This is a genomic window from Streptomyces sp. NPDC044044, assembly GCF_056434405.1.
Genome location: NZ_JBWKFG010000003.1, coordinates 954,321 through 978,928, shown reverse-complemented (window position 1 = coordinate 978,928; position 24,608 = coordinate 954,321). Strand labels below are relative to the sequence as shown.

The following is a 24,608-nucleotide window of genomic DNA, read 5'->3' as shown; positions in this document are numbered from 1 at the left end:
ATGAAGGCCTGTCCGGCGCCGACCCGCCGGACAGGCCCCCGTCTTGTGGGCCCCCGTCAGGAGAGCCGGACCCTGGCGAGCTGGCGCGACTGGGCGACCAGGCGATCGGCCGCGTCCCAGACCTCCGCGTCCTCCTCCAGGAAGCCCCCGGCGAGGTTCCGCGTGGTGATGGACACCCGCAGCGGACCCGGCGCGGGCCTGGCCCGCACATGCACCGTCAGCTCCACGGTGGGCACCCAGCCGGAGAGGCCAAGTTCGAAGGCCGTCGGCGGCAGCGCGTCCACCGCGAGCAGCAGCGACAGCGGATCGGCGTCACGGCCGTCCGCGAGGCCGAACCAGGCCCGCATCTCCCCCTTGCCGGACGGCTGGCCGACGGCCCACCCGACGGTGGAGGGGTCCAGCTTCAGGAAGAGCCTGTCGCTGATCGCCGAACTGCCGGGCACGGGGCGGTGGTCCGGGGCGTCCTGCGGACCGAAGCACTGCTCGATCGGCGGCAGGGCGGGCGGCTTGGCCGTCGTGCGGACGTCGTCGGGGAGCCCCGCCAGATCTCCGTACGAGGCGAGCACGCGGATCCGCTCGACCTCGCGCCCCTCGTCGTCGTACTGGAAGAGGGAGGCCTGCCCGGTCGACAGGGTCCGCCCGGCCCGCGCCGTGTCCGTGCGGATGACGGCGGGCCCGGGGTGGGACGCCGTGAGGTAGTGCGCGGAGACCGTGAAGGGGTCCGCGTGCGGCAGGGCGTCGGCCAGCGCACGGCCGATGACCGCGAGGAGATAGCCGCCGTTGACGGCGTTGATGATCGTCCACCCGGCGGAGAGCTCGATGTCATAGACACCGGGCTCCCGCCGGGTGACCGCGGTGTCGCGGTCGAACTCGCTGTCGCCGATGCTCGCGGGCACCGCTGCCGGTATGGATGCTGCCTCTGCCATACCGGCAACGTACAACATCTAATTACTGAGCGGTAGCTTTTTCTTTCGGGCCGGTCCTGCCAGGGGTGGCTCCTGACCGGCGTCGGCGCTCTGGACAGTGATGATCGCGAGGGTGCCGGCGGCCGCGCCAAGGGGTCAGGAGAGGCTGATGGTGTTCAACTAGCGAAGGAGTACGGGCAGTTGGTGACGCGGCAGCACCTCGCGCCACTCCTACGACGCGTCCTCCACCTCCACCGCGGTCGACCGCCGGTGCCAGGCACGCGGCGCGCGCCAGTGGTAGCGCAGCGCGAGCAGCCGCAGGACGAAGGCCGTGACCACGGCGAGGCTGCTGGTGAAGGCGTTCACCATGTCGTAGTTGATGCAGAGCGCGACCATCGCGGAGCCGACGATCGCGGGCACGGCGTACAGGTCGCGGTCCCAGCGCACCAGTGAGGGCACTTCGTTGGCGATGATGTCGCGCAGCACGCCGCCGCCCACCGCGGTGGCGAGCCCCAGGGCGGCCGACGCGGTGAGCCCGAGGCCGTAGTCGTACGCCTTGGTCGTGCCCGTGACGCAGAAGAGGCCGAGGCCCGCCGCGTCGAAGACGTTCACCGCGAGCTGGGTGCGCTCCACCTCGGGGTGCAGGAAGAACACCAGGAGGGCCGCGAACAGCGGGGTGATGAAGTATCCGAGGTCGGTGAAGGCCGCGGGCGGCACCGCCCCGATGACCACGTCACGGATGAGCCCTCCGCCCAGCGCGGTGACCTCGGCGAGCACGGCGATGCCGAACACGTCGAAGTTCTTGCGCACGGCGAGCAGCGCCCCGGAGATCGCGAAGACGAAGATCCCGACGATGTCGAGCGCGTGCTGGACGGAGGGACTGAACAGATCCTGAATCACGCGACATTCTTACCTGCCCGCCGCCGGGGCCCTCGCCAGGGCGGCGCCGCGCGGCGGCTACAGGGCGGGCTTGCCCTTCGTGAACAGCCACGTCTCGAACAGCGCGTCGAGCTGCTTGCCCGAGATCTTCTCGGCGAGCCGGATGAAGTCGGCGGTGTTCGCGTTGCCGTACTTGTGCTGCTCGGCCCAGGCCGGGAGCAGCTTGAAGAACGCCTTGTCGCCGATGCGCTCGCGCAGGACCTGGAGCGTCATCGCGCCGCGCTGGTAGACGGCGGACGCGAACATCGTGTCGCGCTGCGGGTCGCCGACGACCGTCTGCCAGAAGGCCGAGTCGCCGGGGCGCGAGTTGTAGCCCGCGAGGAAGGCGTCACGGGCGGTCTGGGTGCCCTTGTGCTCGCTCCACAGCCACTGGGAGTAGGTCGCGAAGCCCTCGTTGAGCCAGATGTCGTTCCACTTATCGGGCGTCACGGAGTCGCCGAACCACTGGTGGGCGAGCTCGTGGGCGATGGTCGACTCGCTGCGGATCGCGGAGTAGACCGGCTTGGTCTGGGTCTCCAGGGAGAAGCCGGCCTGCGGCATGTCGTCGACGATCGCGCCGGTCTCCTCGAAGGGGTAGGGGCCGAAGACCTTCGACCAGTAGTCGGTGACCTCCGCGGTGACGCCGTACACATCGACGTTGTTGCTGTTCTCCAGGACGGGGTCGATGGCGACGTAGATCGGCGTCCCCGCCGGGGTCCTGCCCTTCTTCACGTCGAACTTCCCGATCGTGGCGGTCGCGAGGTAGGTCGCCATGGGCTTGGACTCGCGCCAGTGGGCGACGGTCTGGCCGCCCTTGTCGTACGTGTCGACGAGGCGGCCGTTGGAGACCCCGGTCAGGCCCTTGGGCGCCTTGATGCGAATGTCGAAGGCGGCCTTGTCCATCGGGTGGTCACTGGAGGGGAACCAGGTGGAGGCGGCGTTGGGCTCGCAGGCGACGAAGACGCCGTCGGTGGTCTTCATCCAGCCGTAGTCGGAGCCGAAGACGATGGGGCCGCTCAGCGGTTCGGGCACGCCGCCGTAGGTGACACTCACGGTGAAGTTCTTGTTCTTGCGCAGACTGTCGCGCGGGCTGATGCGGATCTCGTCGCCCTTGCGCGTGAAGTGCGCCCGTCTTCCGTTCACCTCGATTCTCGTCACCTCCAGCTTCTGGAGGTCGAGGTCGAAGGAGGAGAGGTTCTGGGTGGCGCGCGCGGTGATCGTGGTGCGGCCGTCCAGGCGGTCGGAGTCGGGGTTGTACGCCACGTCGAGGCCGTAGTGGCGTACGTCGAATCCGCCGTTGCCCAGCTGCGGGAAGTACGGGTCTCCGACGCCGTCCGAGCCCGGGTGGGGGCCGGGTGCGGCGGCGATCAAGCAGAAGGAGGCGGCGGCGGTGGCCAGCGCCCCCAGACGTGCCGAACGGGAGAGTGCCATGAGTCATCCCTTCGCGCATGTTCCGATGAAACGGACACGCAGACTCTGCACTCTCCCGTATGGGCGTGTACATGACCTGGTGACTGATTTTTACCAAGTCATCAGGCACTACTTGCCGGTTGACTCCTGACCCGCGGCTTCCGCTTCCGGAGCGGCCTTCAGGGCTTCATCCTTGGAGACTTCGCCCTTGGAGACGTCACCCTTGGAGGCGTCGTCCTTCGTGACGGTCTTCTTCGGGGTCGCGGCCTCCTCGGCCGTCTCCTCCGCCTTGCTCACCACCGACACCACGTCGATCGCCTCCTTGGCGACCTGCAGCAGCTTGGTGTCACCCGGCTGCTGGTCCTCGGCGTTCTCCGGATGGTGGCACGCCACCTGGTGGCCGGAGGCGAGGGCGATCAGCGGCGGCTCGGTCTTCGCACAGATCTCCGTCGCCTTCCAGCAGCGCGTGTGGAAACGGCAGCCGGTGGGCGGGTCGATCGGCGAGGGGACGTCACCGCGCAGCAGGATGCGCTCGCTCTTGACGCCGCGCCGCCTGGGGTCGGGCACCGGAACGGCGGACAGGAGCGCCTTGGTGTACGGGTGCATCGGCGTGGAGTAGAGGTCCTTGCGGTCCGCGAGCTCCACGATCTTGCCGAGGTACATCACCGCGATGCGGTCCGACACGTGCCGGATGACCGAGAGGTCGTGCGCGATGATCACGTACGTGAGGCCGAGCTCGTCCTGCAGGTCGTCCAGGAGGTTGACCACCTGCGCCTGGATGGAGACGTCCAGGGCGGACACGGGCTCGTCGGCCACGACCAGCTTGGGCCGCAGCGCGAGCGCACGGGCGATGCCGATGCGCTGGCGCTGGCCGCCGGAGAACTCGTGCGGGTAGCGGTTGTAGTGCTCGGGGCTGAGCCCCACGCGCTCCAGCATCTCCTGCACGTGCTTCTTCAGGCCGCCCTCGGGCTTGACGCCCTGCAGCTTGAACGGCGCACCGACGATCGTGCCGATGGTGTGCCGCGGGTTCAGCGACGAGTACGGGTCCTGGAAGATCATCTGCACGTCGCGGCGCAGCGGCCGCATCTTGCCGGTGTTCAGGTGCGTGATGTCCACGCCCTCGAACTCCACGCGGCCCGCGGTCGGTTCGAGCAGGCGCGTGATCAGACGGCCCATCGTCGACTTGCCGCAGCCCGACTCGCCCACGACGCCGAGCGTCTCACCGGGACGCACGTCGAAGGTCAGACCGTCGACGGCCTGCACCGCGGCCACCTGGCGCTGCAGCAGCCCCTTCTTGATGGGGAAGTGCTTCACCAGGCCGTCGACCTTGAGCAGCGGCTCGGGCGACTCGGAGGAACTCTTCGTCTGCGCCGGGATCGTCATCTCCTGGCCCTTCGCCTGATCTTTCGCATCGTCTTTCACAGCTTCGGCGCAATCTCTTCGGTCCAGATGCGGGTGCGCTCGCCCTGCGACATGTGGCAGGCGGTGAAGTGACCCGGTGCGACCTCGTGCAGGTCGGGGCGCTCACGGCGGGTGATCTGGTCCTTGGGGATGTCGGCGTACGGGCAGCGCGGGTTGAAGGCGCAGCCGTCCGGCAGGTTGATCAGGCTGGGCGGGGAGCCCTTGACCGGCACGAGACGGTCGGTCTCCTCGCGGTCGATGCGCGGCATCGACCCCAACAGGCCCCAGGTGTAGGGGTGCTGGGGCTCGTAGAAGACCTTCTCGGCGGTGCCGCGCTCGACGCAGCGCCCGCCGTACATCACGAGCAGCTCGTCCGCCATCTCGGCGACCACGCCCAGGTCGTGCGTGATCATGATGACCGCGGAGCCGAACTCCTTCTGCAGATCCCGGATGAGGTCGAGGATCTGCGCCTGGACGGTGACGTCGAGGGCGGTCGTCGGCTCGTCGGCGATGAGCAGTTCGGGGTTGTTCACCAGGGCCATCGCGATCATCGCGCGCTGGCGCATGCCGCCCGAGAACTCGTGCGGGTAGCTGTCGACCCGCTTGTCCGGCTGGGGAATGCCCACCCGGTCGAGCATCTCGATGGCACGCTTGCGGGCGACCTTCTTGTCCACGTTGTTGTGGACCCGGTACGCCTCCATGATCTGCTTGCCGATGGAGTAGTACGGGTGCAGCGCGGACAGCGGGTCCTGGAAGATCATCGCCATGTCGCGGCCACGCAGCTTGCGCACCTGGTTCGGGTCCGCGCTGAGCAGCTCCGTGCCGTTCAGCCAGATCTCGCCGGACAGCTGCGCCTTGCGGCTGCCGTACTGCCCGGCGGTGTGCAGGCCGAGGATGCCCAGCGAGGTGACCGACTTGCCGGATCCCGACTCGCCGACGATACCGAGGGTCTTGCCCTTCTCCAGCTGGAAGCTGAGCCCGTCGACGGACCTGACCAGGCCGTCGTCGGTCGGGAAGTGCACCTTGAGGTCGCGCACCTCGAGGAAGGCGGTGGGAGCGACCGAATCGGCGACGGGTTCTCCGACGGCCGCTCCGGTCTTGTGCAGTTCGGTCATCCCAGCCTCACTCGCGGGTCGATGACGGCGTACAGAAGGTCGACGACGAGGTTGGCGAGCGCGATCGCGAGCGACGCGCACAAGGTCACGCCGAGGATCACCGGCAGGTCCTTGTTGCTGATGGCCTTGACCGCCTCCAGGCCGAGCCCCGGCAGGTTGAACGTGGACTCGGTGAGGACTGCGCCACCGAGGAGCACACCGAGGTCGAGGCCGAAGACCGTGAGGATCGGCGTCATGGCGGAGCGCAGCGCGTGCCGTCTGATGACGACGGCCTCGCCGAGCCCCTTGGCGCGCGCGGTGCGGATGTAGTCCTCACCGAGCACTTCCAGCATGGTGGCGCGGGTGAGTCGCGCGTACATGGCGGCGTTGAGGAACGCGAGCACGATCCAGGGCAGGATCAGGGTCTCGAACCAGATGTTGATCGGATCGTCCGTGGTGAGGGTGTCCTCGATCTTCACCCAGCCGAGCGTGTGGACGAAGAGCCCCATCGCGATCATGCCGGTGAAGAAGATCGGGAGCGAGACGCCGCCGAGGGCGGTGATCATCGCGGAACGGTCCCAGATGGTGCCCCGCTTGAGCGCGGAGAGCACACCGGTGGCGACACCGGCGACCAGCCACAGCACACAGGCACCGGCGGCGAGCGCCGCGGTGACGGGCAGGGCGTCCTTGAGGGTCTCCCAGACGGGCGCCTCGGTACGGAAGGAATATCCGAAGCAGGGGGCCGGACAGTGGGTGACGTCGGCCCCGTTGGCGTAGTCACGCCCCATCGGGATGCCCTTGACGAAGTCCCAGAACTGGACGAGCAGAGGGTCGTCCAGACCCAGTTTGATCCGGATGCCAGCGAGCTGCTCGGCTCCGGACGACTTGCCGGCGAAGAGGACGGCGATGTCCTGTCCCGCCCACTTGGGCAGCATGAAGAAGACGGTGAAGGTCGCGAGCAGTACGACCAGCACCATGACGACAACGGCGATCAGGCGCCGGATGAGATAAGCAAGCACTGTGCGCGGCCCGGCGGTGGCCGGGGCCCCCTTGTGAGGGGCCCCGGCCGCCGCCCGGGGCCATCACCTGCCCTTCGGACTGGCGGGATTCGGCGGTGGGACTGCCTTGCGGCGGCTGCCTTGCGGCGGGGACTACTTCTTGTCGCTCACACCGAGCGAGACGTAGTCGTAACGACCGCTGTAAGCGGCGGACGAGTAGACGTTGGTCGCCCGCGAGGAACGCCACGAGATGTTCTTCTCGTAGATGAAGGGCATCCAGTACGCCTTGTCCACGATCTCGTGGGCCAGGTCGGTGTAGATCTCACCGGCCTTGTTGGGGTCGACCGTGCCGATCGCGTCGTCGAAGTACTTGTCGACCTTCGGCTCGTCGATCTGCGACTCGTTGTAGTTGCCGTTCTCGTTGATGAAACGGCTGTCGAACAGCGGCTGGGCGTAGCCCTGGCCGGTCGGGAAGTCAGGACCCCAGCCCGCCATCGTCATGCCGATGCCGCGCTTCTTCACCACCGCGGGAGAGCCGGTGATGCTGGAGGAGTCGGCGCCGTCGATCTGGTCGACGTCGGCGTTGATGTTGACCTTCTTCAGCTGCTCCTGGAGCGCCGTGGCGGCGTCCACCTCACCCGGCTGGTTGGTGCGCGCCGAGATCTTGGTCGAGAAGCCGCCCGGCTTGCCGCACTCCTTGAGCTGAGCCTTCGCCTTGGCGACGTCCGGCTTGCCCTTGCGCTCCTTGATGCCGTACGGGTCGTAGTCGTCGTGACCCTTGATCGACTTCGGGAAGACGTTGGTGGCGATCTCACCGGCGGCGACCTCGCCGCCACGGGTCTTCTGCAGGCTCGCGAAGTCCGTGGCGTAGAAGACGGCCTTGCGGCAGGCCTCGTTGTCGAACGGCTTCGTCTTGGTCACCAGGGCGACGTAACGGACGAAGTCCGTCTGCATGTTGTCGACGTTGTCCTTGTGATCCTGAATGGCGGTGGTACGACCCGACTGGGTCATGCCCGTGCCATTCATGTCGATGTCGTAGTCACCTTCCATCAGGCGCTTGTCGTTCTCTTCGAGGTTCGCCGAGATGGTGACCGAGATCTTGTCCGGCAGGGCGGGACGGACCGGGTCGGACGACTTCTTCCAGTTCTTGTTGCGGACGAGCGTGATGCTCTTGCCCGCGCTGTAGTTCTGGAACTTGTACGGGCCGGAGGAGAACGGGCGCTGGGTGTACTTGGCGCCGGTGTCCTCGGACTGCTTCACCGGGGTGCCCGACGGCATCGCGAGCATCTGCTCGAAGTCGCCGTTCTTCTTGGGCAGCTTGAAGATGATGGTCGTGTCGTCCGGCGTCTCGATCGCCTTCAGACCCAGCTTGTCCTTGGACTTGTCCTCGTAGGGGCCCTTGTACTCGCCCTTGGGGTCGAGCGTCGACTTCAGGTAGCCGGGACCACCGGTGATGACCTTGGTGGCCCAGATGCGCTCGATGCCGTACTTGATGTCCTTGGAGGTCAGCTTCGAGCCGTCCTCCCAGGTCAGGCCGTCACGCAGCTTGTACGTGTAGGTCTTCCCGTCGTCGCTGATCTTCGCCGTGGACTCGGCGAGGTCGGGGACGAGCTTGTTGGACGCGGCGCCCGGCTTGGTGTCGTACGTGATCAGCGTGCGGGTGTAGTACCGCATGAAGTCCCACGTCATGCCGTAGTACGCGCGCTGCGGGTCGGCCGAGTCCAGGTCCTGCTTGGCGATGAACTTGAGCGTTCCGCCCTTCTTCGCCGACTTGTTCGCGACCTTGCCGATGGCCGCGTTGTAGCCGGCACCCTTGCTGTCGTCGTCGTCGCTGCCGCCGCCGCACGCCGTGGTGGTCACCAGCGCCGCCACGACGAGGGCCGCGCCTGCGGTCAACCGTCGTTTAGAGGAACCTGTGGGCATTTCTCGCATCCTCCGAGATTCGCGGTCCTTGGCTTTGACTGCCTTAAGAACCATGGGAAGAGCCACCTGACGCTGCGGCAGGGGCAAGTCAGTTGGAGCTGTTTACCGAGTTCCCTTGGGGTCCAGGGCGTCGCGCAGCCCGTCACCGAAGAGGTTGAAGGCAAGCACGGTCACGAAGATCGCCAGGCCGGGGAAGACCATGAACATCGGGTCGTGCTCGTACGTCGCGAGCGCGTCCCGGAGCATGCCGCCCCAGGATGCCGTCGGCGGGCGTACACCTGCGCCGAGGAAGCTGAGTGCCGCTTCGGTGAGGATGTTGGTGGGGATCATGAGCGTGGCGTACACGGTGATCGGCGCGACCAGGTTCGGCAGCAACTCACGGAAGAGGATGTGCCGTTGACCGCCGCCGAGACTGCGGGCCGCTTCCACGTACTCGCGTTCGCGCAGCGAGAGGGTCTGGCCGCGGACGATACGTCCGACGTAGGGCCAGCCGAAGAAGCCGATCACCAGGATCAGTACGGCGATGCGGACGCCGCTGCCGGTGAGCCCGAGCAGGTCGTCGGGGAGGACCGAGACCAGGGAGATCACGAAGAGCAGCTGCGGGAAGGCGAGCAGCACGTCCATGACCCGGCTGATCAGGGCGTCGATCCAGCCGCCGAAGTAACCGGCGATGATCCCGAAGAAGGTGCCGAGCACCACGGCCACCACGGCGGCGAGGAACGCCACCAGGAGCGAGATCCGGGCGCCGTAGACGATCCGGCTGAAGACGTCGCGTCCCTTGTTGGGCTCCACTCCGAAGAGGAAGTCCCAACTCATGCCGCCGAACGCGCCCTTGGGCAGGTTCGTCAGGTCTTCCAGCTCGTCCTGGTGGAACTCGTTGGGCGGGTGGCCCAGCAGGGAGACGATCAGGGGTGCGAAGACGGCGACAAGGACCAGGACGAGCACGGTGATGCCGCCGGCCAGGGCGACCTTGTCCCGCTTCAGGCGGTTCCAGGCGATCTGCTTGAGGGACCGCCCCTCGACCTTCTTCACCCCTGCATCAGCTGCGGGAGCGACGTCCGCTGTCGGGTCCGCGTCCGCAGGTGTGTCATGCAATGGTGCCGTCATCGTGGCAGGGACCCCTCTCAACCGGTGGTGACCGGCCCGCACTTGTCGCTGTAGCGATGTGATCAGTCCGTCGTACACAGGGGCGAAGCGCCCCTGGTGCGGGAGTCTTCATCGGGGTCGCGATCTGTTACCAGCCTTGACGGCCAATGGATGCGCAACCGTGATGCTGATCGAGGTGTTCCGTTATCCGGACGCACGTGAACGAGGGGCGAACACGGGGCAGTTGGGTCGCAAGGTGCCACGGGAGCCCATAGGGCCCCTCCACCATCAGAACGGACATCGTGACGGTCGGGGCAGGTATACGAGCCGCGGTGGCCGGTTCAGGACCCTTTCAGAGCCCCGTCAGGACCCTTTCAAGACCCCGTCAGGGCCCTGAGGGTGCCGCGTCTCGGCCGCTTCAGTACTGCGCGGGGTAGCCGTATCCGCCCGCGGGTGCCGGGGCCGGCTGGGCCTCGCGGTCGTAGAAGGGCCTGACGTTGGCGCGCAGCCACATGGCCACCGGGTCGTACGCGTCGGACATCGCGACGGTCGACACGGGCAGGCCGTCGGGGACGGCGGCGATCGACTGCTGCATCATCGTGCGCACCCCGTCGACCGACGACGGCGACGTGTCGTACACATCGAGGCCGATGGCCAGGTACGGCGCGCCGAGCGCGGGCTGCACCCAGGCGCGGCGCAGCGAGCGGACGGCGGGGGTGCGGTGCGCGTTCTGCGTGAGCAGGGCGTAGAACTGGGGGATCTCGATGGCCGGCTCGGTGAGCCGCAGCGGGCCCGCGGGCAGCAGGTCGAGGCCCGACGCGATGCGCCGCAGGTCGAGCCAGGGGATGCCGACGCCGCCGCCGGGGGCGTGCGGGTTGAGCCAGAGGCCGTAGTGGTCGGGGTAGAGGGTGCGGGAGATGTCGAGCCCGCTGACCACCTCGTACGAGCGGTTCCAGCCACTGGCGGAGAGCTCCTGGGCGGAGGTCACGCACGGCGCGTACCCGAGGCCCTCGACCTCCATGTTTCCGTACTGCGCGTCGGGGGATCCGGCCTGGCCGTGCCAGAGCAGCATCCACACCTGGTCGGCGGCGAGCGCCCGCAGGAGCGCCTCGTAGGCGTCGTAGCGCCCCGGCGTCACCTGGCGCAGCATGTGCTCGACCTGCCCGGCCGCAGCCGTGCCCGACGCACTCACCCTTAACCGCCCCTTCGCGATGACCCGCTGACCCGGTGGCCCCGGGTCATGAAACCAGCTTAAGCGGCGATCCTGACACCGACTTGACGTACGGCACCCTCACACACGTACCTGCACATGTCCTTACGCATGTCCGTGCTCGTGCCCCGGGCCCCGGCCGAAGAAGGGCCTGACCCGCTCGCGCAGCCAGTCGCCGACCGGATCCTGGGCCACGTCGAGCAGCACCAGGTTCACCGGCCAGGCCACCGGGGCCTGGCCCAGGGCCCGCCCCACGGCCTCCATCGGCAGCTCGCGCGCGTTGCCCTCCCAGGACGTCAGTTCGACGCCGACGAACAGCGTGGGGTCCTCGCCCTCGACGCTCGCCAGGCAGCGGCGCGCGCTCAGGACGACCCCGGTGGCCTCGAACTCACGGGCGGCGGCGGACAGGAAGTCCACCGGGTCCTCCTGCCAGTCCGGTTCGAAGAGGCGTACGCGGCCGCCGCTCGCGGGCCCGTCCAGCGGGGTGCGCCCGGCGCGGCAGAGCTCGGCGACGGCGGGCGGCGGCAGCGGGACCCCGATCGTGCCGTCCGGGTTGACCGCGATGCCCAGCTGCGGGGGCAGGCCGCGCGCGAACTCCACGGCGGGCGCCACGGTGCAGCCCATCCGGCCGCCGGTGGCCTGCTGGAACTGCTGCTCGGAGCTGAAGACGGGGACGTAGGCCTGGCCGTCGATCTCCAGCGTGGGCAGGTCGAGGGTGCCGCTGTCCGGGGCTCCGCCGTTCGGCAGCGGGACCCAGACGTGGCTGCGGCCGAGCACCTCGACGATGCGGGCCCCCGCGGAGGCCTGCGGCGCCCCCGGCGTGCCGAGAGATGCCGCGAGCACCTCTTCGAGTTCGTTGCCCGGCCATCCTCCGTAGGGATGGGCGTGTGCCTGCGCCGGAAAGTCCATCTCTTCAACCCCTGCTCGGTCCCGCTCTGCCTGCGGCACGACCCTAACGTGGCGGCGGGCGGCTCAGTCGCCGAAGCCGATCCCCCGCAGCACGCCCGCCGCCGTGCGGTCGAGCAGCACCGCCGAGCCGCAGCCGCGCGGCAGATCGCCCCGCTCGGCGGCGCCGACCAGGCGGCCGACCGTCCTGCGGTGGCGCGCGAAGGCATAGCGCGACACGCCGCGCCCGCGCGAGAGCTGGCCCTCTATGGCGGTGTCCGGCGGCACGTCGAGCAGCAGCAGGTGCAGCGTCGTGCCGCGCCGCGCGGCCTCGCGGGCCAGCCAGCGGCGCACCCACGCCTGCGTTCCGCAGTCGTGCACCACGACACTCTCGCCGGAGCGCAGGGCCCTGCGCAGTCCCGCGTAGTGCGCGAGGCGCACCAGGGGGCGGTACACCGCGTACGGCAGCAGGCCCGGCATGCGCCGGGCCCAGCGGTCGCGGGTGTCCTGCGAGTCGATGCGCGGGCCCGCGACGGCTCTGCGCATCAGCGTGGACTTGCCGCTGCCCGGCAGCCCGGAGACGACGATCAGATCGCCCTCGCCGAACGTGAGGCGATGCGGACTGTGACCGGTCCGCTGCCGCAGGTCGCGGACGACGGCCGCCGGCAGGGGGCCGCAGCTCTCCCTGGTGGGGGTGGCGGCCTGTTTGGGCAGGGCCACCCCTGTGTTGGTCGCGTAGACACTCGTCCTGCGCACCGTGATCGGCCTCCCCATAGCGGTCACGTACCTGCTTCCCGCAGCTTCCCCGGCAAGTGTAAAGAGAAGGTAATGCGGCACAAGGGCATTACTGGACTGGCACTGCCCTGTGACGCAGGCGCGTGCAATGATGTGCCCGCAAACTCCATACAGGCCGTTTGAATCCGCGCGGGAGAGTTCCCGGTCACCGTTGTACGAGTCGTACGACGCCCCGGGGCGCCGAAGGAGCAAGTCCCTCCCTTGAATCTCTCAGGCCCCGTACCGCGCGGGCGAGGCACATCTGAAAAGCGGGCCGCCCCGGTGGCTCCACCCAAGGTGCAAGTCATGACCCCTTATACGAGCGGGTCGTGGTGAACCTCTCAGGTTCCGATGACAGATGGGGAGGATCGACCTCGCCCGTCATGCCCTGGGAGTTCCACGTATGAGTACCGCCCCCCGTCTGACTGCCCTCGATGCCGTGCATCGCGCGCTCGGCGCGACCATGACCGACTTCGCGGGCTGGGACATGCCGCTGCGCTACGCCAGCGAGCGCGACGAGCACATCGCCGTCCGCACCAAGGCCGGTCTCTTCGACCTCTCCCACATGGGCGAGATCACGGTCACAGGACCGCAGGCCGTGGACTTCCTGAACTTCTCGCTGGTCGGCAACATCGGCTCCGTCGGTGTCGGTCGCGCCCGCTACACGATGATCTGTGCCGAGGACGGCGGGATCCTGGACGACCTGATCGTCTACCGCCTCGGCGAGACCGAGTACATGGTGGTCGCCAACGCCTCGAACGCGCAGGTCGTGCTCGACGCGCTCACCGCCCGCGCCGAAGGCTTCGACACCGAGGTCCGCGACGACCGCGACGCGTACGCGCTGCTCGCCGTCCAGGGTCCCGAGTCCCCCGGCATCCTGAAGTCACTCACGGACGCCGACCTGGACGGTCTGAAGTACTACGCGGGCCTGCCGGGCACGGTCGCGGGCGTCCCCGCGCTGATCGCCCGCACGGGCTACACCGGCGAGGACGGCTTCGAGCTCTTCGTCGCCCCCGGCGACGCCGAGAAGCTCTGGGGCGCGCTGATGGAGGCGGGCAAGCCCGTCGGCCTGGTCCCGGCCGGGCTCTCCTGCCGCGACACGCTCCGCCTGGAGGCGGGCATGCCGCTGTACGGGCACGAGCTGACCGCCGGGCTGACGCCCTTCGACGCCGGTCTCGGCCGGGTCGTGAAGTTCGAGAAGACCTCGCAGTCCGACACCTTCGTGGGGCGCGCGGCGCTCGCGGCCGCCGCCGAGCGCGCCGAGACCGCTCCCCCGCGCAAGCTGGTGGGCCTGGTCGCCTCGGGCCGCCGCGTCCCGCGCGCGGGCTTCTCCGTCGTCGCCGACGGCAAGGTCATCGGCGAGGTCACCTCCGGCGCCCCGTCCCCGACGCTGGGCAAGCCGATCGCCATCGCGTACGTCGACGCGGCGCACGCGGCGCCCGGCACCGAGGGTGTCGGAGTGGACATCCGGGGCACGCACGAGCCGTACGAGGTCGTGGCGCTGCCGTTCTACAAGCGCCAGAAGTGACACCCCGCACAACAGCCTCGTTCATCAGCACTCCCCCGCGTACAGGAGAATTCAGGTCATGAGCAACCCCCAGCAGCTGCGTTACAGCAAGGAGCACGAGTGGCTCTCGAACGCCGAGGACGGTGTGGCGACGGTCGGTATCACGGAGCACGCGGCCAACGCGCTCGGTGACGTCGTCTACGCCGACCTTCCCGAGGCCGGCACCGCGGTGACCGCGGGCGAGACCTGCGGCGAGCTCGAGTCGACCAAGTCGGTCAGCGACCTGTACTCGCCGGTGACCGGCGAGGTCGTCGAGTCGAACCAGGACGTCGTGGACGACCCGTCGCTGGTCAACTCCGCCCCGTTCGAGGGTGGTTGGCTCTTCAAGGTACGGATCACGGACGAGCCGAAGGACCTGCTCTCCGCGGACGAGTACACCGAGTTCTCCGGCAGCTGAAGCCCCCCGAAGACCCCTAGGGACCACCTGATGTCGCTTCTCAACACCCCTCTCCACGAGCTGGACCCGGACGTCGCCGCCGCCGTCGACGCCGAGCTCCACCGCCAGCAGTCCACCCTGGAAATGATCGCCTCGGAGAACTTCGCTCCGGTCGCCGTCATGGAGGCCCAGGGCACGGTCCTCACCAACAAGTACGCCGAGGGCTACCCCGGCCGCCGCTACTACGGCGGCTGCGAGCACGTCGACGTCACCGAGCAGATCGCGATCGACCGGATCAAGGACCTGTTCGGCGCCGAGTACGCCAACGTCCAGCCGCACTCGGGCGCCTCCGCCAACCAGGCCGCCCTCTTCGCGATCGCCAAGCCCGGCGACACGATCCTCGGCCTGGACCTGGCGCACGGCGGCCACCTCACCCACGGCATGCGCCTGAACTTCTCCGGCAAGCAGTTCAACGTGGTCGCGTACCACGTCGACGAGGCCGGTCTGGTGGACATGGCCGAGGTCGAGCGCCTGGCCAAGGAGAACAGCCCGAAGGTGATCATCGCGGGCTGGTCCGCCTACCCGCGCCAGCTGGACTTCGCGGAGTTCCGCCGGATCGCCGACGAGGTCGGCGCGTACCTGTGGGTCGACATGGCGCACTTCGCCGGACTCGTCGCCGCGGGGCTGCACCCGAACCCGGTGCCGTACGCGGACGTGGTCACCTCCACCACGCACAAGACGCTCGGCGGCCCGCGCGGCGGCGTCATCCTGGCCCGCAGCAAGGAGTTCGCGAAGAAGCTGAACTCCGCGGTCTTCCCCGGCTTCCAGGGCGGCCCCCTGGAGCACGTGATCGCGGCCAAGGCCGTCTCCTTCAAGGTCGCGGCCTCCGAGGAGTTCAAGGAGCGCCAGCAGCGCACCCTGGACGGCGCCCGCATCCTGGCCGAGCGCCTGGTGCAAGGCGACGCGAAGGCCGTCGGCGTCGACGTCCTGTCCGGCGGCACGGACGTGCACCTGGTCCTGGTGGACCTGCGCAACTCCGAGCTCGACGGCCAGCAGGCCGAGGACCGCCTCCACGAGGTCGGCATCACGGTCAACCGCAACGCGGTCCCGAACGACCCGCGCCCCCCGATGGTCACCTCGGGCCTGCGGATCGGTACGCCCGCGCTCGCGACCCGTGGCTTCCAGGAGGAGGACTTCCGTGAGGTCGCCGACGTCATCGCCGAGGCGCTGAAGCCGGGCGACGTCGACACGGAGTCGCTCAAGGCCCGCGTCTCGGCCTTGGCAGCCAAGCACCCGCTGTACCCCAACCTGTAGCATTTTCGTACGCTTTCCTTCGTACGAATCTTCGGGGCACCGCGCACACTGGACAGTGAAGACAGTGAGTGCGGTGCCCCGGCTCATGCCCCGCGTTCGTAGTTTTCTGCACCACCCCGGCAGACAACGGCGTCTACCAACCATCATTGGAGTTTCTCGTGGCCCTCTCGGTCTTCGACCTGTTCTCGATCGGCATCGGCCCGTCCAGCTCCCACACGGTCGGGCCCATGCGCGCCGCCCGCATCTTCGCGAGCCGCCTCAAGAACGAGGGCCTGATGGCCCACACCACCGCCATACGGGCCGAGCTCTACGGCTCCCTCGGCGCCACCGGCCACGGCCACGGCACCCCGAAGGCGGTCCTCCTCGGCCTGGAGGGCGAATCCCCGCGCTCGGTCGACGTCGAGTTCGCCGACGACCGCGTCGAGCAGATCAAGAGCGCAGGACGCCTCAACCTGCTCGGCATGCACGAGATCGACTTCGACTTCGACGAGGACCTGGTCCTGCACCGCCGCAAGGCCCTGCCGTACCACGCCAACGGCATGACGATCTTCGCGTACGACCGTGAGGGCGCCCTCGTCCTGGAGAAGACGTACTACTCCGTGGGCGGCGGCTTCGTGGTCGACGACGACGCCGTGGCCGGTGAGAACCCGATCGTGCCGGACGACACCGTCCTCAAGCACCCCTTCCGCACCGGCGACGAGCTGCTCCGTCTCGCCGACGAGACCGGCCTGTCCATCTCCGCGCTGATGCTGGAGAACGAGAAGGCCTGGCGCACCGAGGCGGAGATCCGCGAGGGCCTGCTCGACATCTGGCGCGTGATGCAGGCGTGCGTCTCGCGCGGCATGTCCCGCGAGGGCATCCTGCCGGGCGGCCTCAAGGTCCGCCGCCGCGCTGCGAACTCCGCGCGCCAGCTGCGCGCCGAGGGCGATCCGCAGGCCCGCGCCATGGAGTGGATCACTCTGTACGCGATGGCGGTGAACGAGGAGAACGCCGCGGGCGGCCGTGTCGTGACCGCCCCGACGAACGGCGCCGCGGGGATCATCCCGGCCGTCCTGCACTACTACATGAACTTCGTGGCCAGCGGCTCCTCCCAGGAGGAGCGCGAGGACGGCGTGGTCCGCTTCCTGCTCGCGGCCGGCGCGATCGGCATGCTCTTCAAGGAGAACGCCTCGATCTCCGGCGCCGAGGTCGGCTGCCAGGGCGAGGTCGGCTCCGCCTGCTCGATGGCGGCCGGCGCCTTCGCCGAGGTGCTCGGCGGCAGCCCCGAGCAGGTCGAGAACGCGGCCGAGATCGGCATGGAGCACAACCTCGGCCTGACCTGCGACCCGGTCGGCGGCCTCGTCCAGATCCCGTGCATCGAGCGCAACGGCATGGCGGCCGTCAAGGCCGTGACCGCGGCGAAGATGGCGATGCGCGGCGACGGCAGCCACAAGGTCTCCCTCGACAAGGTCATCAAGACCATGAAGGAGACCGGGGCGGACATGAGCGTGAAGTACAAGGAGACGGCGCGGGGCGGGCTCGCGGTGAACATCATCGAGTGCTGAGGCCTGCTGCCTGCTGCCTGCTGCCTGCTGCCGAGGAAACCGCCGAAGCGCTCACCGCGCCACGAACAGCGCCTCCGCGCCCACCGGCCGGTACCCCGCCGCCTGGAAGGCCCGCACGCTGCGAGCGTTGCCCGGCGACTGCTGCGCCCACACGTGGGACGCACCGGGCACCAGGTGGCGGGCGGCGAGGGCGAGCGCGCGGCCGAGGCCCCGGTGGCGTACGTCCTCGTCGACCTCTATGGCCGCCTCCCAGCGCCCGGTGAGTCCCCGGCCGAGGACCAGCACGCCGCCTTCGGCGGACGCCCACACCCGCACGTCGTCGCGGCGCTTGCGGGCCCGTGCCACCCGGGGGTGGTCCGGGTCGTCGAGCTCGCGCAGGCCGAGGGCCGGTTCGGGCCCGCCCGGCAGGGCGTCGGCCACGGTCAGGAGGTCGGTGGTGTCCGTCGCGCGTCCCGTCCGCCGCAGGAAGGCGGCGAGGAACAGGGGGTTCATCGTGGCGGCCAGCGGATCGCAGTCGAGCGCGGCGAGGGTGTCGTGCACCCACGTGGGGTCCTCGTCCGTGAAGACCACCGAGTGCGCGGTGAAGGCGATCACGCCCGCGTCGCGGTGGCAGGGCTGCGGCACGACGGTGGTGGTGCCGTCGGGCGGCGGGAACCGCCCGTGGGCCGCCGCGTCGAGGATCGCCGCGAGTGTGGCAGGGGTGCTGGCCATGGGCGTACTCCTTGCGATCGCGTCCCCGGACGGCCGATACCCTAACCCTCGTCAGTAGTGCACCAAGAAGGGGTGGATCCGGTGGCGGACATCGAGGAAGCGCGCAAGACGTTCGACCAGTTCGACGCGGACGGCGACGGCTTCATCACGGCGGCCGAGTGGAAGTCGGCCATGGCGAAGATGGGGGACTTCTACGTCACCGAGACGGTGGCCGAGGCCGTGATCGGCACGAAGGACACCGACAAGGACAAGCGTCTCTCCTTCGACGAGTTCTGGGCGAGCCTGAACAAGTAGCGGGAGCACGTGGAAGGGGCCCTGCGCGCGAGTGCGCCGGGCCCCTTCCGCTTGCTCAGCGCGGGGCGCGTCGCGCGGCCCGCACGCTCCACCGGCCCTCGGTGCGCTCCAGCCGCACCGGGTGGTCGAAGCACTTGCTGATCTGATCGCTGGTCAGTACGTCGTCCACGGCACCGGAGGCGAGCGCGCGGCCGTCGCGGAGGAGCAGCGCGTGCGTCGTACCGGCCGGGAGCTCCTCCAGGTGGTGCGTGACCAGGACCGTGGCGAGCTCGGGGTGGCTCTCGCGCAGGGTGTCCAGGCTGTCGAGGAGGCGTTCGCGGCCCGCGAGGTCGAGACCGGTGGCCGGTTCGTCGAGCAGCACGAGCCGCGGCCGCGGCATCAGCGAGCGCGCGATCAGGGTCCGTCCGCGCTCGCCCTGGGAGAGCGTGGGCCAGCGCGCGTCCGTGCGGCGCGCGAGGCCGAGCATGGCGATCAGGCGGTCGGCCTGCTCCTCCTGCTCGGGCGTGGGGTGCCAACGGGGCAGCGGTTCCACGCTGTTGGTGAGCCCGGTGAGCACGACGTCGCGCACGCGCAGGGAGGAGCGGAGCGGGTGACGTGGGTTCACATGACCGACGTACGCGCGGAGTTCGCGCAGATCGACGCTGCCCAGGCGGCGGCCGAGGACCTCGACCGTGCCGTGCGTGGGGTGGGTGACGGCGCCGCAGAGGCCGAGCAGGGTCGACTTGCCCGCGCCGTTCGCGCCGAGCAGCGCCCAGTGCTCGCCGGGGCGGACGGTGAGGGTGACCTCGTCGAGGATGGGGCGCCCCTCGCGGACGACGCTGACGTTGTCGGCGTGCAGGACCGAGGCCGCCATCGGGCGACCGCCGCGTGATTGACCGAGGCCGTCATCAGGCGACCGCCGCGCGGTTGACCGCCGCGAGCACGGCCTGCACGGACGCGGTCAGGACCGAGGTGTCCACTCCCGCGCCCCAGCGGACGGCATCGCCCACCCGGCACTCCGCGTACGCGACGGCCTCGCTGCCGCCGCCCGCCTCGGTGGCGTGTTCGGAGTAGTCGAGGATGTCGACGGTGACCCCGGCCGCGGCGAGCGCCTCGACGAACGCGGACAGCGGGCCGTTGCCCACGCCTTCGAAGTCCCCTGTGCGGTCGCCCACTTGGAGGGTGCAGACGAAGCGGTGGGCTCCGTCCGGGGCCCGGCCGGTGGTCCAGGAGCTCAGCTCCACGTCGCCGCCGCCCTGCCCCGGTGCGACGTAGGTCGCGCGGAACAGCTCGTACAGCTCCTTGGCGCTCGCCTCCCGCCCGCTGTCGTCGGTGGCATCCTGCACCACGCGCGAGAAGTCGGGCCGCATCCGCCGGGGCAGGTCGAGGCCGTGCCGGGTCTGCAGCAGATAGGCCATTCCGCCCTTGCCCGACTGGGAGTTGACGCGGATGACGGCTTCGTAGGAGCGGCCGATGTCGGCGGGGTCGATGGGCAGATACGGCACGTCCCACGGCGCCCGGCTCTCCGGGACCCCCGACTCGGCCGCCCGGCGGGCGTGATGGGCCAGACCCTTGCTGATGGCGTCCTGGTGGGTGCCGGAGAAGGCGGTGTGGACGAGATCGCCCGCATACGGGTGGCGGGGGTGCACGGGCAGCCGGTTGCAGTGCTCGACGACCTCGCGCACGGCGTCGATGTCGGAGAAGTCGACCATGGGGTCGACGCCTTGGGCGTACAGATTCAGGGCGAGGGTCACAAGGTCCACGTTTCCGGTGCGCTCGCCGTTGCCGAAGAGGCAGCCCTCGACGCGCTGGGCCCCGGCCAGGACGGCGAGTTCGGCGCAGGCGACGCCGGTACCGCGGTCGTTGTGGGGGTGGACGGAGAGGATGACGGAGCCGCGCCGGGAGAGGTTGCGGTGCAGGTACTCGATCTGGTCGGCGTAGACATTCGGGGTCGCGATCTCCACGGTCGCCGGCAGGTTGTGGGTGACGGGACGACCCGGGCTCGCGTCCCACAACTCGGTCAGGCCGTCGCAGACTTCGAGTACGTAGTCGGGCTCGGTGAGGTTGAAGGTCTCCGGCGAGAACTGGAACCGGATGTCCGCGCCCGGCCGCGCGTCGGCCAGGCGGGCCATGTGCGTGGCGGCCTCCGTGACGACGGCGCGCACCTGCGCCCGCGACCGCCCGAGCACGACGTCGCGCCAGACGGGCGAGGTGGGGATGTACAGGTGCACGACCGCGCGGGGCAGTCCCTCGATCGACTCGAAGGTACGGTCGATGAGTTCGGTCTTGGCGGGTGTGAAGACGACGATGCTGACGTCGTCGGGGATGCCGCCGCTCGCGCTCAGCGCGGCGAGGTCGCGCACGAAGCCGAAGTCGGCGCGGCTGGCCGAAGGATAGCCGACCTCGATCTCCTTGAACCCCATCGAGACGAGCAGATCGAAGAAGCGCCGCTTGCGGCCGGTGTCCATCGGCTCGGCGAGCGCCTGATTGCCGTCGCGCAGGTCGACGGGGACCCACAGGGGGGCGCGCTCGATGCGGGCGTCGGGCCAACTGCGCTGGATCGAGGGAACATCGACCCGGTCCTGGTAGGGGCGGTAGCGGTGGTGCGGCATGGGGCTGGGGCGCTGCGGGTTCCAGTCGTACGCGGGGTCGTACGCGGCGGTGGAGGCAGCGGCGTCGGCGCTCATGAGAGGCGGTGTCCTTCGGCTCGCGATCGGTGGCCGACCGGCAGCACGGCACCCCGCGGCGGGGTGCCGGTCGCTTCAGGCCCCGCCGCGGCAGCCGAGAAGAAGGAGACCGCAGAAGATCATGGCGCTACACTAGCCACACCTCAGCTCCTCAGACAAGTACTCCTCAGACAAGTTGGTCCGCAGCTCCTCCGAGGAGTCGGTCGTCCGAGGAGCCGCTCCTCCGAGGAGTCAGTCCTCCGAGGAGCAGATCCCCAGATCAGCACCCCTCCCCCACCCCCACCCCGAAAGGCCCCCGGATGCCGCTCGGCTCCCTGCACCCCAGCCCCCTGGTCGAACAGGCCACCGAGCGCCTGCGCGAGCAGATCACCGGCGGCCACTGGCCCATCGGCAGCAGACTCCCCGCCGAGACGGCCCTCGCCAAGGAGCTCGGCATCGGCCGCTCCACCGTCCGCGAGGCACTGCGCTCCCTCGCCGGGGCCGGTCTCGTCCAGCCACGGCAGGGCGCCGGCGTCTTCGTCATCGCGACACAGCCGGTCGCAGACTGGCCGACGCGGTTGCGGCGGGCGGCGGTGTCGGACGTGTACGAGGTGCGGATGCTGGTGGAGGTGCAGGCCGCGCGGCTCGCGGCGATGCGGCGCACCGACGAGGACATCACGGCGATGCGCGCCGCACTCGAAGGCCGCAGGGCCACCGCGTCGGCGAGCGACGCCGCCTTCATCGACGCCGACATCGCCCTGCACGCGGCGGTCGTGGCGGCGGCCCGCAACCCCGTCCTCACGGATCTCTTCGCGGAGTTCGCCCCCGTACTGCGGGAGGGCCTGATCAGCCTGCTCGACCTGATCGACGTACGCACGGAGGAGACGAACCACGGGGACGCCGCCCACGCCGCGCTCGTACGGGCCGTCGAGGCGAAGGACGCCGAGGAAGCGGCACGCGTGGCGCACGCCGAACTCCAGGACACGCTGGGCCGGTTGCTGGCCCACGGCTAGTTGGTGGGGGTGGTGGCCGGTGCCGCGCCCCAGCTCGTCGGCAGCGCTGCGCATGCGTGCGCCTCCCGAGGAGTCAGATGCACGTTCCTGTTGAGTCGGTGGTGACCGGCAGGTGGCTGAGCTCCTCGGCTTTACGGGCCAAAAGATAGGCGGGGTGGCCTCCGCGCTCGGTCTCGTGGATCAGATCGAAGCCCTGACGGTCGCGGTAGTAGCCCACCAGCCCCAGGTGTCCGCAGCCGCGCCGCACCCAGAGCTTCCCGGTCCGCGCGGCGTGCCCCAGGGCCCACCAGGCGATCAGCGCGCCCGGCCGGGCGGCCCGGTGATCGGGGTGCGTGAACGTGGTGGCCAGGAAGAGCGCCGGATCGGAGCGCTCGACGTCGCTCCAGCCCCACTCGGGAGTCCGGTCGTAGAGGCTGCTGCAGCCGATGAGTTCGCCCTCAGGCGTGGTCAGCGCCCAGACGGGGGTGTGACCGTTCCCGGCCTGCGCGGCGATCTGTTCGGCCCGGCCGCCTTCGAGGAGGTCCTCGCCACCGACCTTGCCCGTGCTCACCATCCAGGCGGCACGGGCGCGGATCAGTTCGGCGTAGGCGCTCCGGTCGTGGGCGGTGGCGGGACGCATCAGGTACATGTCTTCGAGGCTCTCAGAGGTGGGCGGCACGGTAGGCGAGGTGAGCGGTGACGACGTCGGCGAGGCGGTCGTCCGTGGCACGGATGTCACCGGATTCGATGCGGGTCAGTGCCCGGGTGAGGAGGTCGGCGTCCACGAGCTTGGCGTCGATGAGAGGGGACCCCTCGCCGAGCAGGCGTCGCACCTGTGCGGGCAATGTGGTGCGGATCGCGGCGTTCATGACGCCGGTGAAGTTCTCCGGCAACGGTGGCTCCACCACCAGCTCGGAAAGGCCCAGCGCAGTCAGGCGGTGGCGGTGCAGATTCTTGCGTGAGCGCCAGGATCGGGGCAGCCATTCACCGAAGCGGATCATGTCCGGATCGGCGAAGGGATGCAGGGGCCAGATCCCGGCATCGAGCAGCAACGGAGCGGCCGATGCCATCGCGAGCAGGGTCATTTCGTTGACGACGGCGGGTGGGGAGGTGTCCCCGTCCACATCCATGAGGGCCTCTCGGGCCACTGGGCCCAGCCATTCGGTCATCGCGTGCCCTGGCCCGACAGGCTGGTGCGGAGCTTCCTCGGGAGTGAGGGCGAGCATCTCGTCGCCGCCGATCCCGGTCACCACGGTACGGATGCCGGTTCCGGTCAACTGCTCGACAAGGGCGGCAGTGGCCTCGTGGTAGGGCTCTTCGTAGGGGTAGACGTAGCCTCCCAGGGCGCGTCGTCCGCCGTGGTGCAGCGGAGGAAGGGCGGGTGTGGTGATGTCGGTGCGGAAGCGTCCGATACGGATCATCTCGGCCCGGCGTGCACGCTGTTGCCTCCCCATCGGGCCCGGCAGCGTCATCGCCGAAGCCGTGATCCTTTCGGGGTGTCGCAGGGACAGGTGGGTGCCGGTGATGGCCGAGTCGAAGCCGCCCGAGACGTGCGCACTGGTGGTGTCCGGGTCGTAGAGGTGACGGGCGAGCACCGTGTCGAGCATGGTGCCGTAGGCGGTCAGTACGTCGGCGCTCTCCGCGAGGGTGCGGGCCTTGGAGTGCAGCGCCGGTGCAGGATGCTCGAAGTGGATCGTCCCGTGGCCGTTGTAGTGGGCGGTTGCGCGCTCGGGCAACCGGTACAGGCCGGTGAAGCAGGTGTGATGGCTGTAGCGGAACCACAGGCTGAGCAGTCGTGCCGTCTCCATGACATGGAAGTCCACACGCGGCAGTCGCCTGACGAGGTCCGCAGTGGTCCATGATCCGTACAGCACACCGTCGTTGGCGGTGAGGTGGAGCGGTGCGGTGCCACGTTCACTGGCTCGTACGCTGACGGTGCCCTCAGGGGCAAAGTCGATGGCGACGAAGTCCAGAGGCCACATCAGAAGCTCTGCGCGGAGCCTGCGGAAGGTGGCAGAGGGCAGCTCCACGACAGCGCGTCGGCCCTCGCCCACGCGGTGGGCGTTGCGTTCACGGACATGGATGAGCGCCTGCCCGGTGTCGCGGTCGGTGAGAGCGAGTGCATCCACGGCCGGATGATCAAAGGGGGCGACCCAGGACGAGCCGCGTTCCAGACGGGTGTTGTTCCACGCCCAGCCGCTGGTCTCGCGGCGGGCTGGGGCGGGTTCGATGCGGAGCTTGAGCACGAGTCCTCCACGAGGTGGGGCGCGGGCCCGGCCGGGCAGGGTCTTGGCCCGGCCGGCCTGGCGCACTGAAGGAGCCGGGGCGGGTCAGACCTTGAGGCTGTCGTACTCGTGGTTGGTGTCCGAGGAGCCTGCTTCCTTCTTGTAGGCAAAGCGGCTTGCCAAGTCAGGCACCTCGAACTGGGCGCGGTCGGTGAACAGCGGACCCAGCTCGATGTCGCCGAGCATGGTGGATCGCAGGCTGGTGGATTGGTCCAGTCGTTGCTTCACGGCGGGTTCCCATCGTCAGTGGTGCTCCGGAGCGGGCGACTCTGCCCG

At 69.5% G+C, this 24,608-nt stretch carries 23 protein-coding genes and 2 riboswitches; of the genes, 6 read left to right on the top strand and 17 right to left on the bottom strand.

The window, feature by feature from the left end:
* Positions 1-56 precede the first annotated feature (56 nt).
* The 11 genes from AC07AG_RS15370 to AC07AG_RS15320 form a co-directional block, all read right to left on the bottom strand.
* Complete coding sequence (locus AC07AG_RS15370; protein WP_249587608.1) at positions 57-926, bottom strand: thioesterase family protein; 870 nt, start codon at positions 924-926, stop codon at positions 57-59.
* Between the two features lie 210 nt (positions 927-1,136).
* Positions 1,137-1,805 (bottom strand): trimeric intracellular cation channel family protein, encoded by a 669-nt coding sequence (locus AC07AG_RS15365; RefSeq protein WP_478755372.1) that lies wholly within the window; start codon positions 1,803-1,805, stop codon positions 1,137-1,139.
* A gap of 57 nt (positions 1,806-1,862) precedes the next feature.
* Entirely contained in the window at positions 1,863-3,254 is a 1,392-nt protein-coding gene (locus AC07AG_RS15360) for a M1 family metallopeptidase (protein ID WP_478755371.1), read from the bottom strand.
* Between the two features lie 108 nt (positions 3,255-3,362).
* The gene (locus AC07AG_RS15355; protein WP_478755370.1) at positions 3,363-4,616 is read right to left on the bottom strand and encodes an ABC transporter ATP-binding protein; all 1,254 of its coding nucleotides are present in this window, start codon (positions 4,614-4,616) and stop codon (positions 3,363-3,365) included.
* Positions 4,617-4,651: 35 nt separating this feature from the next.
* A complete protein-coding gene (locus tag AC07AG_RS15350; RefSeq protein WP_478755368.1) occupies positions 4,652-5,749 on the bottom strand; it encodes an ABC transporter ATP-binding protein in 1,098 nt (365 codons plus the stop codon).
* Positions 5,746-6,747 (bottom strand): ABC transporter permease, encoded by a 1,002-nt coding sequence (locus AC07AG_RS15345; protein ID WP_249592822.1) that lies wholly within the window; start codon positions 6,745-6,747, stop codon positions 5,746-5,748. The genes AC07AG_RS15350 and AC07AG_RS15345 overlap by 4 nt, the downstream gene beginning before the upstream one ends.
* Positions 6,748-6,879: 132 nt before the next feature.
* Positions 6,880-8,649, bottom strand: coding sequence for an ABC transporter substrate-binding protein (locus tag AC07AG_RS15340; RefSeq protein WP_478755366.1), 1,770 nt, complete (start codon positions 8,647-8,649; stop codon positions 6,880-6,882).
* Positions 8,650-8,751: 102 nt separating this feature from the next.
* Positions 8,752-9,756: an ABC transporter permease gene (locus tag AC07AG_RS15335; RefSeq protein WP_249587614.1), complete on the bottom strand. Its 1,005-nt coding sequence runs from the start codon at positions 9,754-9,756 to the stop codon at positions 8,752-8,754.
* A 397-nt stretch (positions 9,757-10,153) separates the two neighbouring features.
* Positions 10,154-10,927, bottom strand: a complete 774-nt coding sequence (locus AC07AG_RS15330; RefSeq protein WP_249587615.1) for an enhanced serine sensitivity protein SseB C-terminal domain-containing protein — start codon at positions 10,925-10,927, stop codon at positions 10,154-10,156.
* 123 nt (positions 10,928-11,050) lie between these two features.
* Positions 11,051-11,854 carry an enhanced serine sensitivity protein SseB gene (locus AC07AG_RS15325; protein ID WP_478755364.1) on the bottom strand — a complete coding sequence of 268 codons (804 nt, stop codon included), beginning with the start codon at positions 11,852-11,854 and terminating at the stop codon, positions 11,051-11,053.
* 63 nt (positions 11,855-11,917) lie between these two features.
* On the bottom strand, positions 11,918-12,604 hold the full coding sequence (locus tag AC07AG_RS15320) for an AAA family ATPase (protein WP_478755588.1): 687 nt from the start codon (positions 12,602-12,604) through the stop codon (positions 11,918-11,920).
* A gap of 141 nt (positions 12,605-12,745) precedes the next feature.
* Positions 12,746-12,860: riboswitch (glycine riboswitch) on the top strand.
* Positions 12,861-12,972, top strand: a riboswitch (glycine riboswitch).
* Between the two features lie 35 nt (positions 12,973-13,007).
* On the opposite strand from AC07AG_RS15320, the gene gcvT reads away from it, so the two are divergent.
* The 4 genes from gcvT to AC07AG_RS15300 all read left to right on the top strand — a co-directional run bounded on the left by gcvT (position 13,008) and on the right by AC07AG_RS15300 (position 17,405).
* The gene (gcvT, locus tag AC07AG_RS15315) at positions 13,008-14,132 is read left to right on the top strand and encodes a glycine cleavage system aminomethyltransferase GcvT (protein WP_478755362.1); all 1,125 of its coding nucleotides are present in this window, start codon (positions 13,008-13,010) and stop codon (positions 14,130-14,132) included.
* A 58-nt stretch (positions 14,133-14,190) separates the two neighbouring features.
* Positions 14,191-14,568, top strand: coding sequence for a glycine cleavage system protein GcvH (gene gcvH, locus AC07AG_RS15310; protein WP_478755360.1), 378 nt, complete (start codon positions 14,191-14,193; stop codon positions 14,566-14,568).
* Positions 14,569-14,598: 30 nt separating this feature from the next.
* Positions 14,599-15,861, top strand: a complete 1,263-nt coding sequence (glyA, locus tag AC07AG_RS15305; protein WP_478755358.1) for a serine hydroxymethyltransferase — start codon at positions 14,599-14,601, stop codon at positions 15,859-15,861.
* Positions 15,862-16,019: 158 nt separating this feature from the next.
* Entirely contained in the window at positions 16,020-17,405 is a 1,386-nt protein-coding gene (locus AC07AG_RS15300; protein ID WP_478755586.1) for an L-serine ammonia-lyase, read from the top strand.
* A gap of 51 nt (positions 17,406-17,456) precedes the next feature.
* Here AC07AG_RS15300 and AC07AG_RS15295 read toward each other — a convergent pair whose 3' ends face one another.
* Positions 17,457-18,116 carry a GNAT family N-acetyltransferase gene (locus AC07AG_RS15295; RefSeq protein WP_478755356.1) on the bottom strand — a complete coding sequence of 220 codons (660 nt, stop codon included), beginning with the start codon at positions 18,114-18,116 and terminating at the stop codon, positions 17,457-17,459.
* 81 nt (positions 18,117-18,197) lie between these two features.
* On the opposite strand from AC07AG_RS15295, the gene AC07AG_RS15290 reads away from it, so the two are divergent.
* Complete coding sequence (locus AC07AG_RS15290) at positions 18,198-18,410, top strand: EF-hand domain-containing protein (RefSeq protein WP_249587621.1); 213 nt, start codon at positions 18,198-18,200, stop codon at positions 18,408-18,410.
* Positions 18,411-18,465: 55 nt separating this feature from the next.
* Here AC07AG_RS15290 and AC07AG_RS15285 read toward each other — a convergent pair whose 3' ends face one another.
* A complete protein-coding gene (locus AC07AG_RS15285; RefSeq protein ID WP_478755354.1) occupies positions 18,466-19,263 on the bottom strand; it encodes an ABC transporter ATP-binding protein in 798 nt (265 codons plus the stop codon).
* A 34-nt stretch (positions 19,264-19,297) separates the two neighbouring features.
* Positions 19,298-21,076 carry a 2-isopropylmalate synthase gene (gene leuA / locus AC07AG_RS15280; RefSeq protein WP_478755352.1) on the bottom strand — a complete coding sequence of 593 codons (1,779 nt, stop codon included), beginning with the start codon at positions 21,074-21,076 and terminating at the stop codon, positions 19,298-19,300.
* Between the two features lie 299 nt (positions 21,077-21,375).
* Between leuA and AC07AG_RS15275 the strand changes: the two genes are divergently transcribed.
* Positions 21,376-22,068, top strand: a complete 693-nt coding sequence (locus AC07AG_RS15275; RefSeq protein WP_478755350.1) for a FadR/GntR family transcriptional regulator — start codon at positions 21,376-21,378, stop codon at positions 22,066-22,068.
* Positions 22,069-22,141: 73 nt separating this feature from the next.
* Here AC07AG_RS15275 and AC07AG_RS15270 read toward each other — a convergent pair whose 3' ends face one another.
* From AC07AG_RS15270 to AC07AG_RS15260, 3 genes are all read right to left on the bottom strand, one after another.
* Positions 22,142-22,696: a GNAT family N-acetyltransferase gene (locus AC07AG_RS15270; protein WP_478755348.1), complete on the bottom strand. Its 555-nt coding sequence runs from the start codon at positions 22,694-22,696 to the stop codon at positions 22,142-22,144.
* Between the two features lie 13 nt (positions 22,697-22,709).
* Positions 22,710-24,293: an asparagine synthase gene (locus tag AC07AG_RS15265; RefSeq protein WP_478755346.1), complete on the bottom strand. Its 1,584-nt coding sequence runs from the start codon at positions 24,291-24,293 to the stop codon at positions 22,710-22,712.
* Positions 24,294-24,377: 84 nt separating this feature from the next.
* Positions 24,378-24,560 (bottom strand): hypothetical protein, encoded by a 183-nt coding sequence (locus AC07AG_RS15260; protein WP_478755344.1) that lies wholly within the window; start codon positions 24,558-24,560, stop codon positions 24,378-24,380.
* Positions 24,561-24,608 lie beyond the last annotated feature (48 nt).

Bases quoted from the DNA above. Each gene is read 5' to 3' on its own strand.
- AC07AG_RS15335 (WP_249587614.1), bottom strand. From the start codon at position 9,756: ATGACGGCACCATTGCATGACACACCTGCGGACGCGGACCCGACAGCG.
- AC07AG_RS15350 (WP_478755368.1), bottom strand. From the start codon at position 5,749: ATGACCGAACTGCACAAGACCGGAGCGGCCGTCGGAGAACCCGTCGCC.
- AC07AG_RS15340 (WP_478755366.1), bottom strand. From the start codon at position 8,649: ATGCCCACAGGTTCCTCTAAACGACGGTTGACCGCAGGCGCGGCCCTC.
- gcvH (WP_478755360.1), top strand. From the start codon at position 14,191: ATGAGCAACCCCCAGCAGCTGCGTTACAGCAAGGAGCACGAGTGGCTC.
- AC07AG_RS15270 (WP_478755348.1), bottom strand. From the start codon at position 22,696: ATGTACCTGATGCGTCCCGCCACCGCCCACGACCGGAGCGCCTACGCC.
- AC07AG_RS15360 (WP_478755371.1), bottom strand. From the start codon at position 3,254: ATGGCACTCTCCCGTTCGGCACGTCTGGGGGCGCTGGCCACCGCCGCC.
- AC07AG_RS15355 (WP_478755370.1), bottom strand. From the start codon at position 4,616: ATGACGATCCCGGCGCAGACGAAGAGTTCCTCCGAGTCGCCCGAGCCG.
- AC07AG_RS15285 (WP_478755354.1), bottom strand. From the start codon at position 19,263: ATGGCGGCCTCGGTCCTGCACGCCGACAACGTCAGCGTCGTCCGCGAG.
- gcvT (WP_478755362.1), top strand. From the start codon at position 13,008: ATGAGTACCGCCCCCCGTCTGACTGCCCTCGATGCCGTGCATCGCGCG.
- glyA (WP_478755358.1), top strand. From the start codon at position 14,599: ATGTCGCTTCTCAACACCCCTCTCCACGAGCTGGACCCGGACGTCGCC.
- leuA (WP_478755352.1), bottom strand. From the start codon at position 21,076: ATGAGCGCCGACGCCGCTGCCTCCACCGCCGCGTACGACCCCGCGTAC.
- AC07AG_RS15275 (WP_478755350.1), top strand. From the start codon at position 21,376: ATGCCGCTCGGCTCCCTGCACCCCAGCCCCCTGGTCGAACAGGCCACC.
- AC07AG_RS15325 (WP_478755364.1), bottom strand. From the start codon at position 11,854: ATGGACTTTCCGGCGCAGGCACACGCCCATCCCTACGGAGGATGGCCG.
- AC07AG_RS15320 (WP_478755588.1), bottom strand. From the start codon at position 12,604: ATGGGGAGGCCGATCACGGTGCGCAGGACGAGTGTCTACGCGACCAAC.
- AC07AG_RS15295 (WP_478755356.1), bottom strand. From the start codon at position 18,116: ATGGCCAGCACCCCTGCCACACTCGCGGCGATCCTCGACGCGGCGGCC.
- AC07AG_RS15370 (WP_249587608.1), bottom strand. From the start codon at position 926: ATGGCAGAGGCAGCATCCATACCGGCAGCGGTGCCCGCGAGCATCGGC.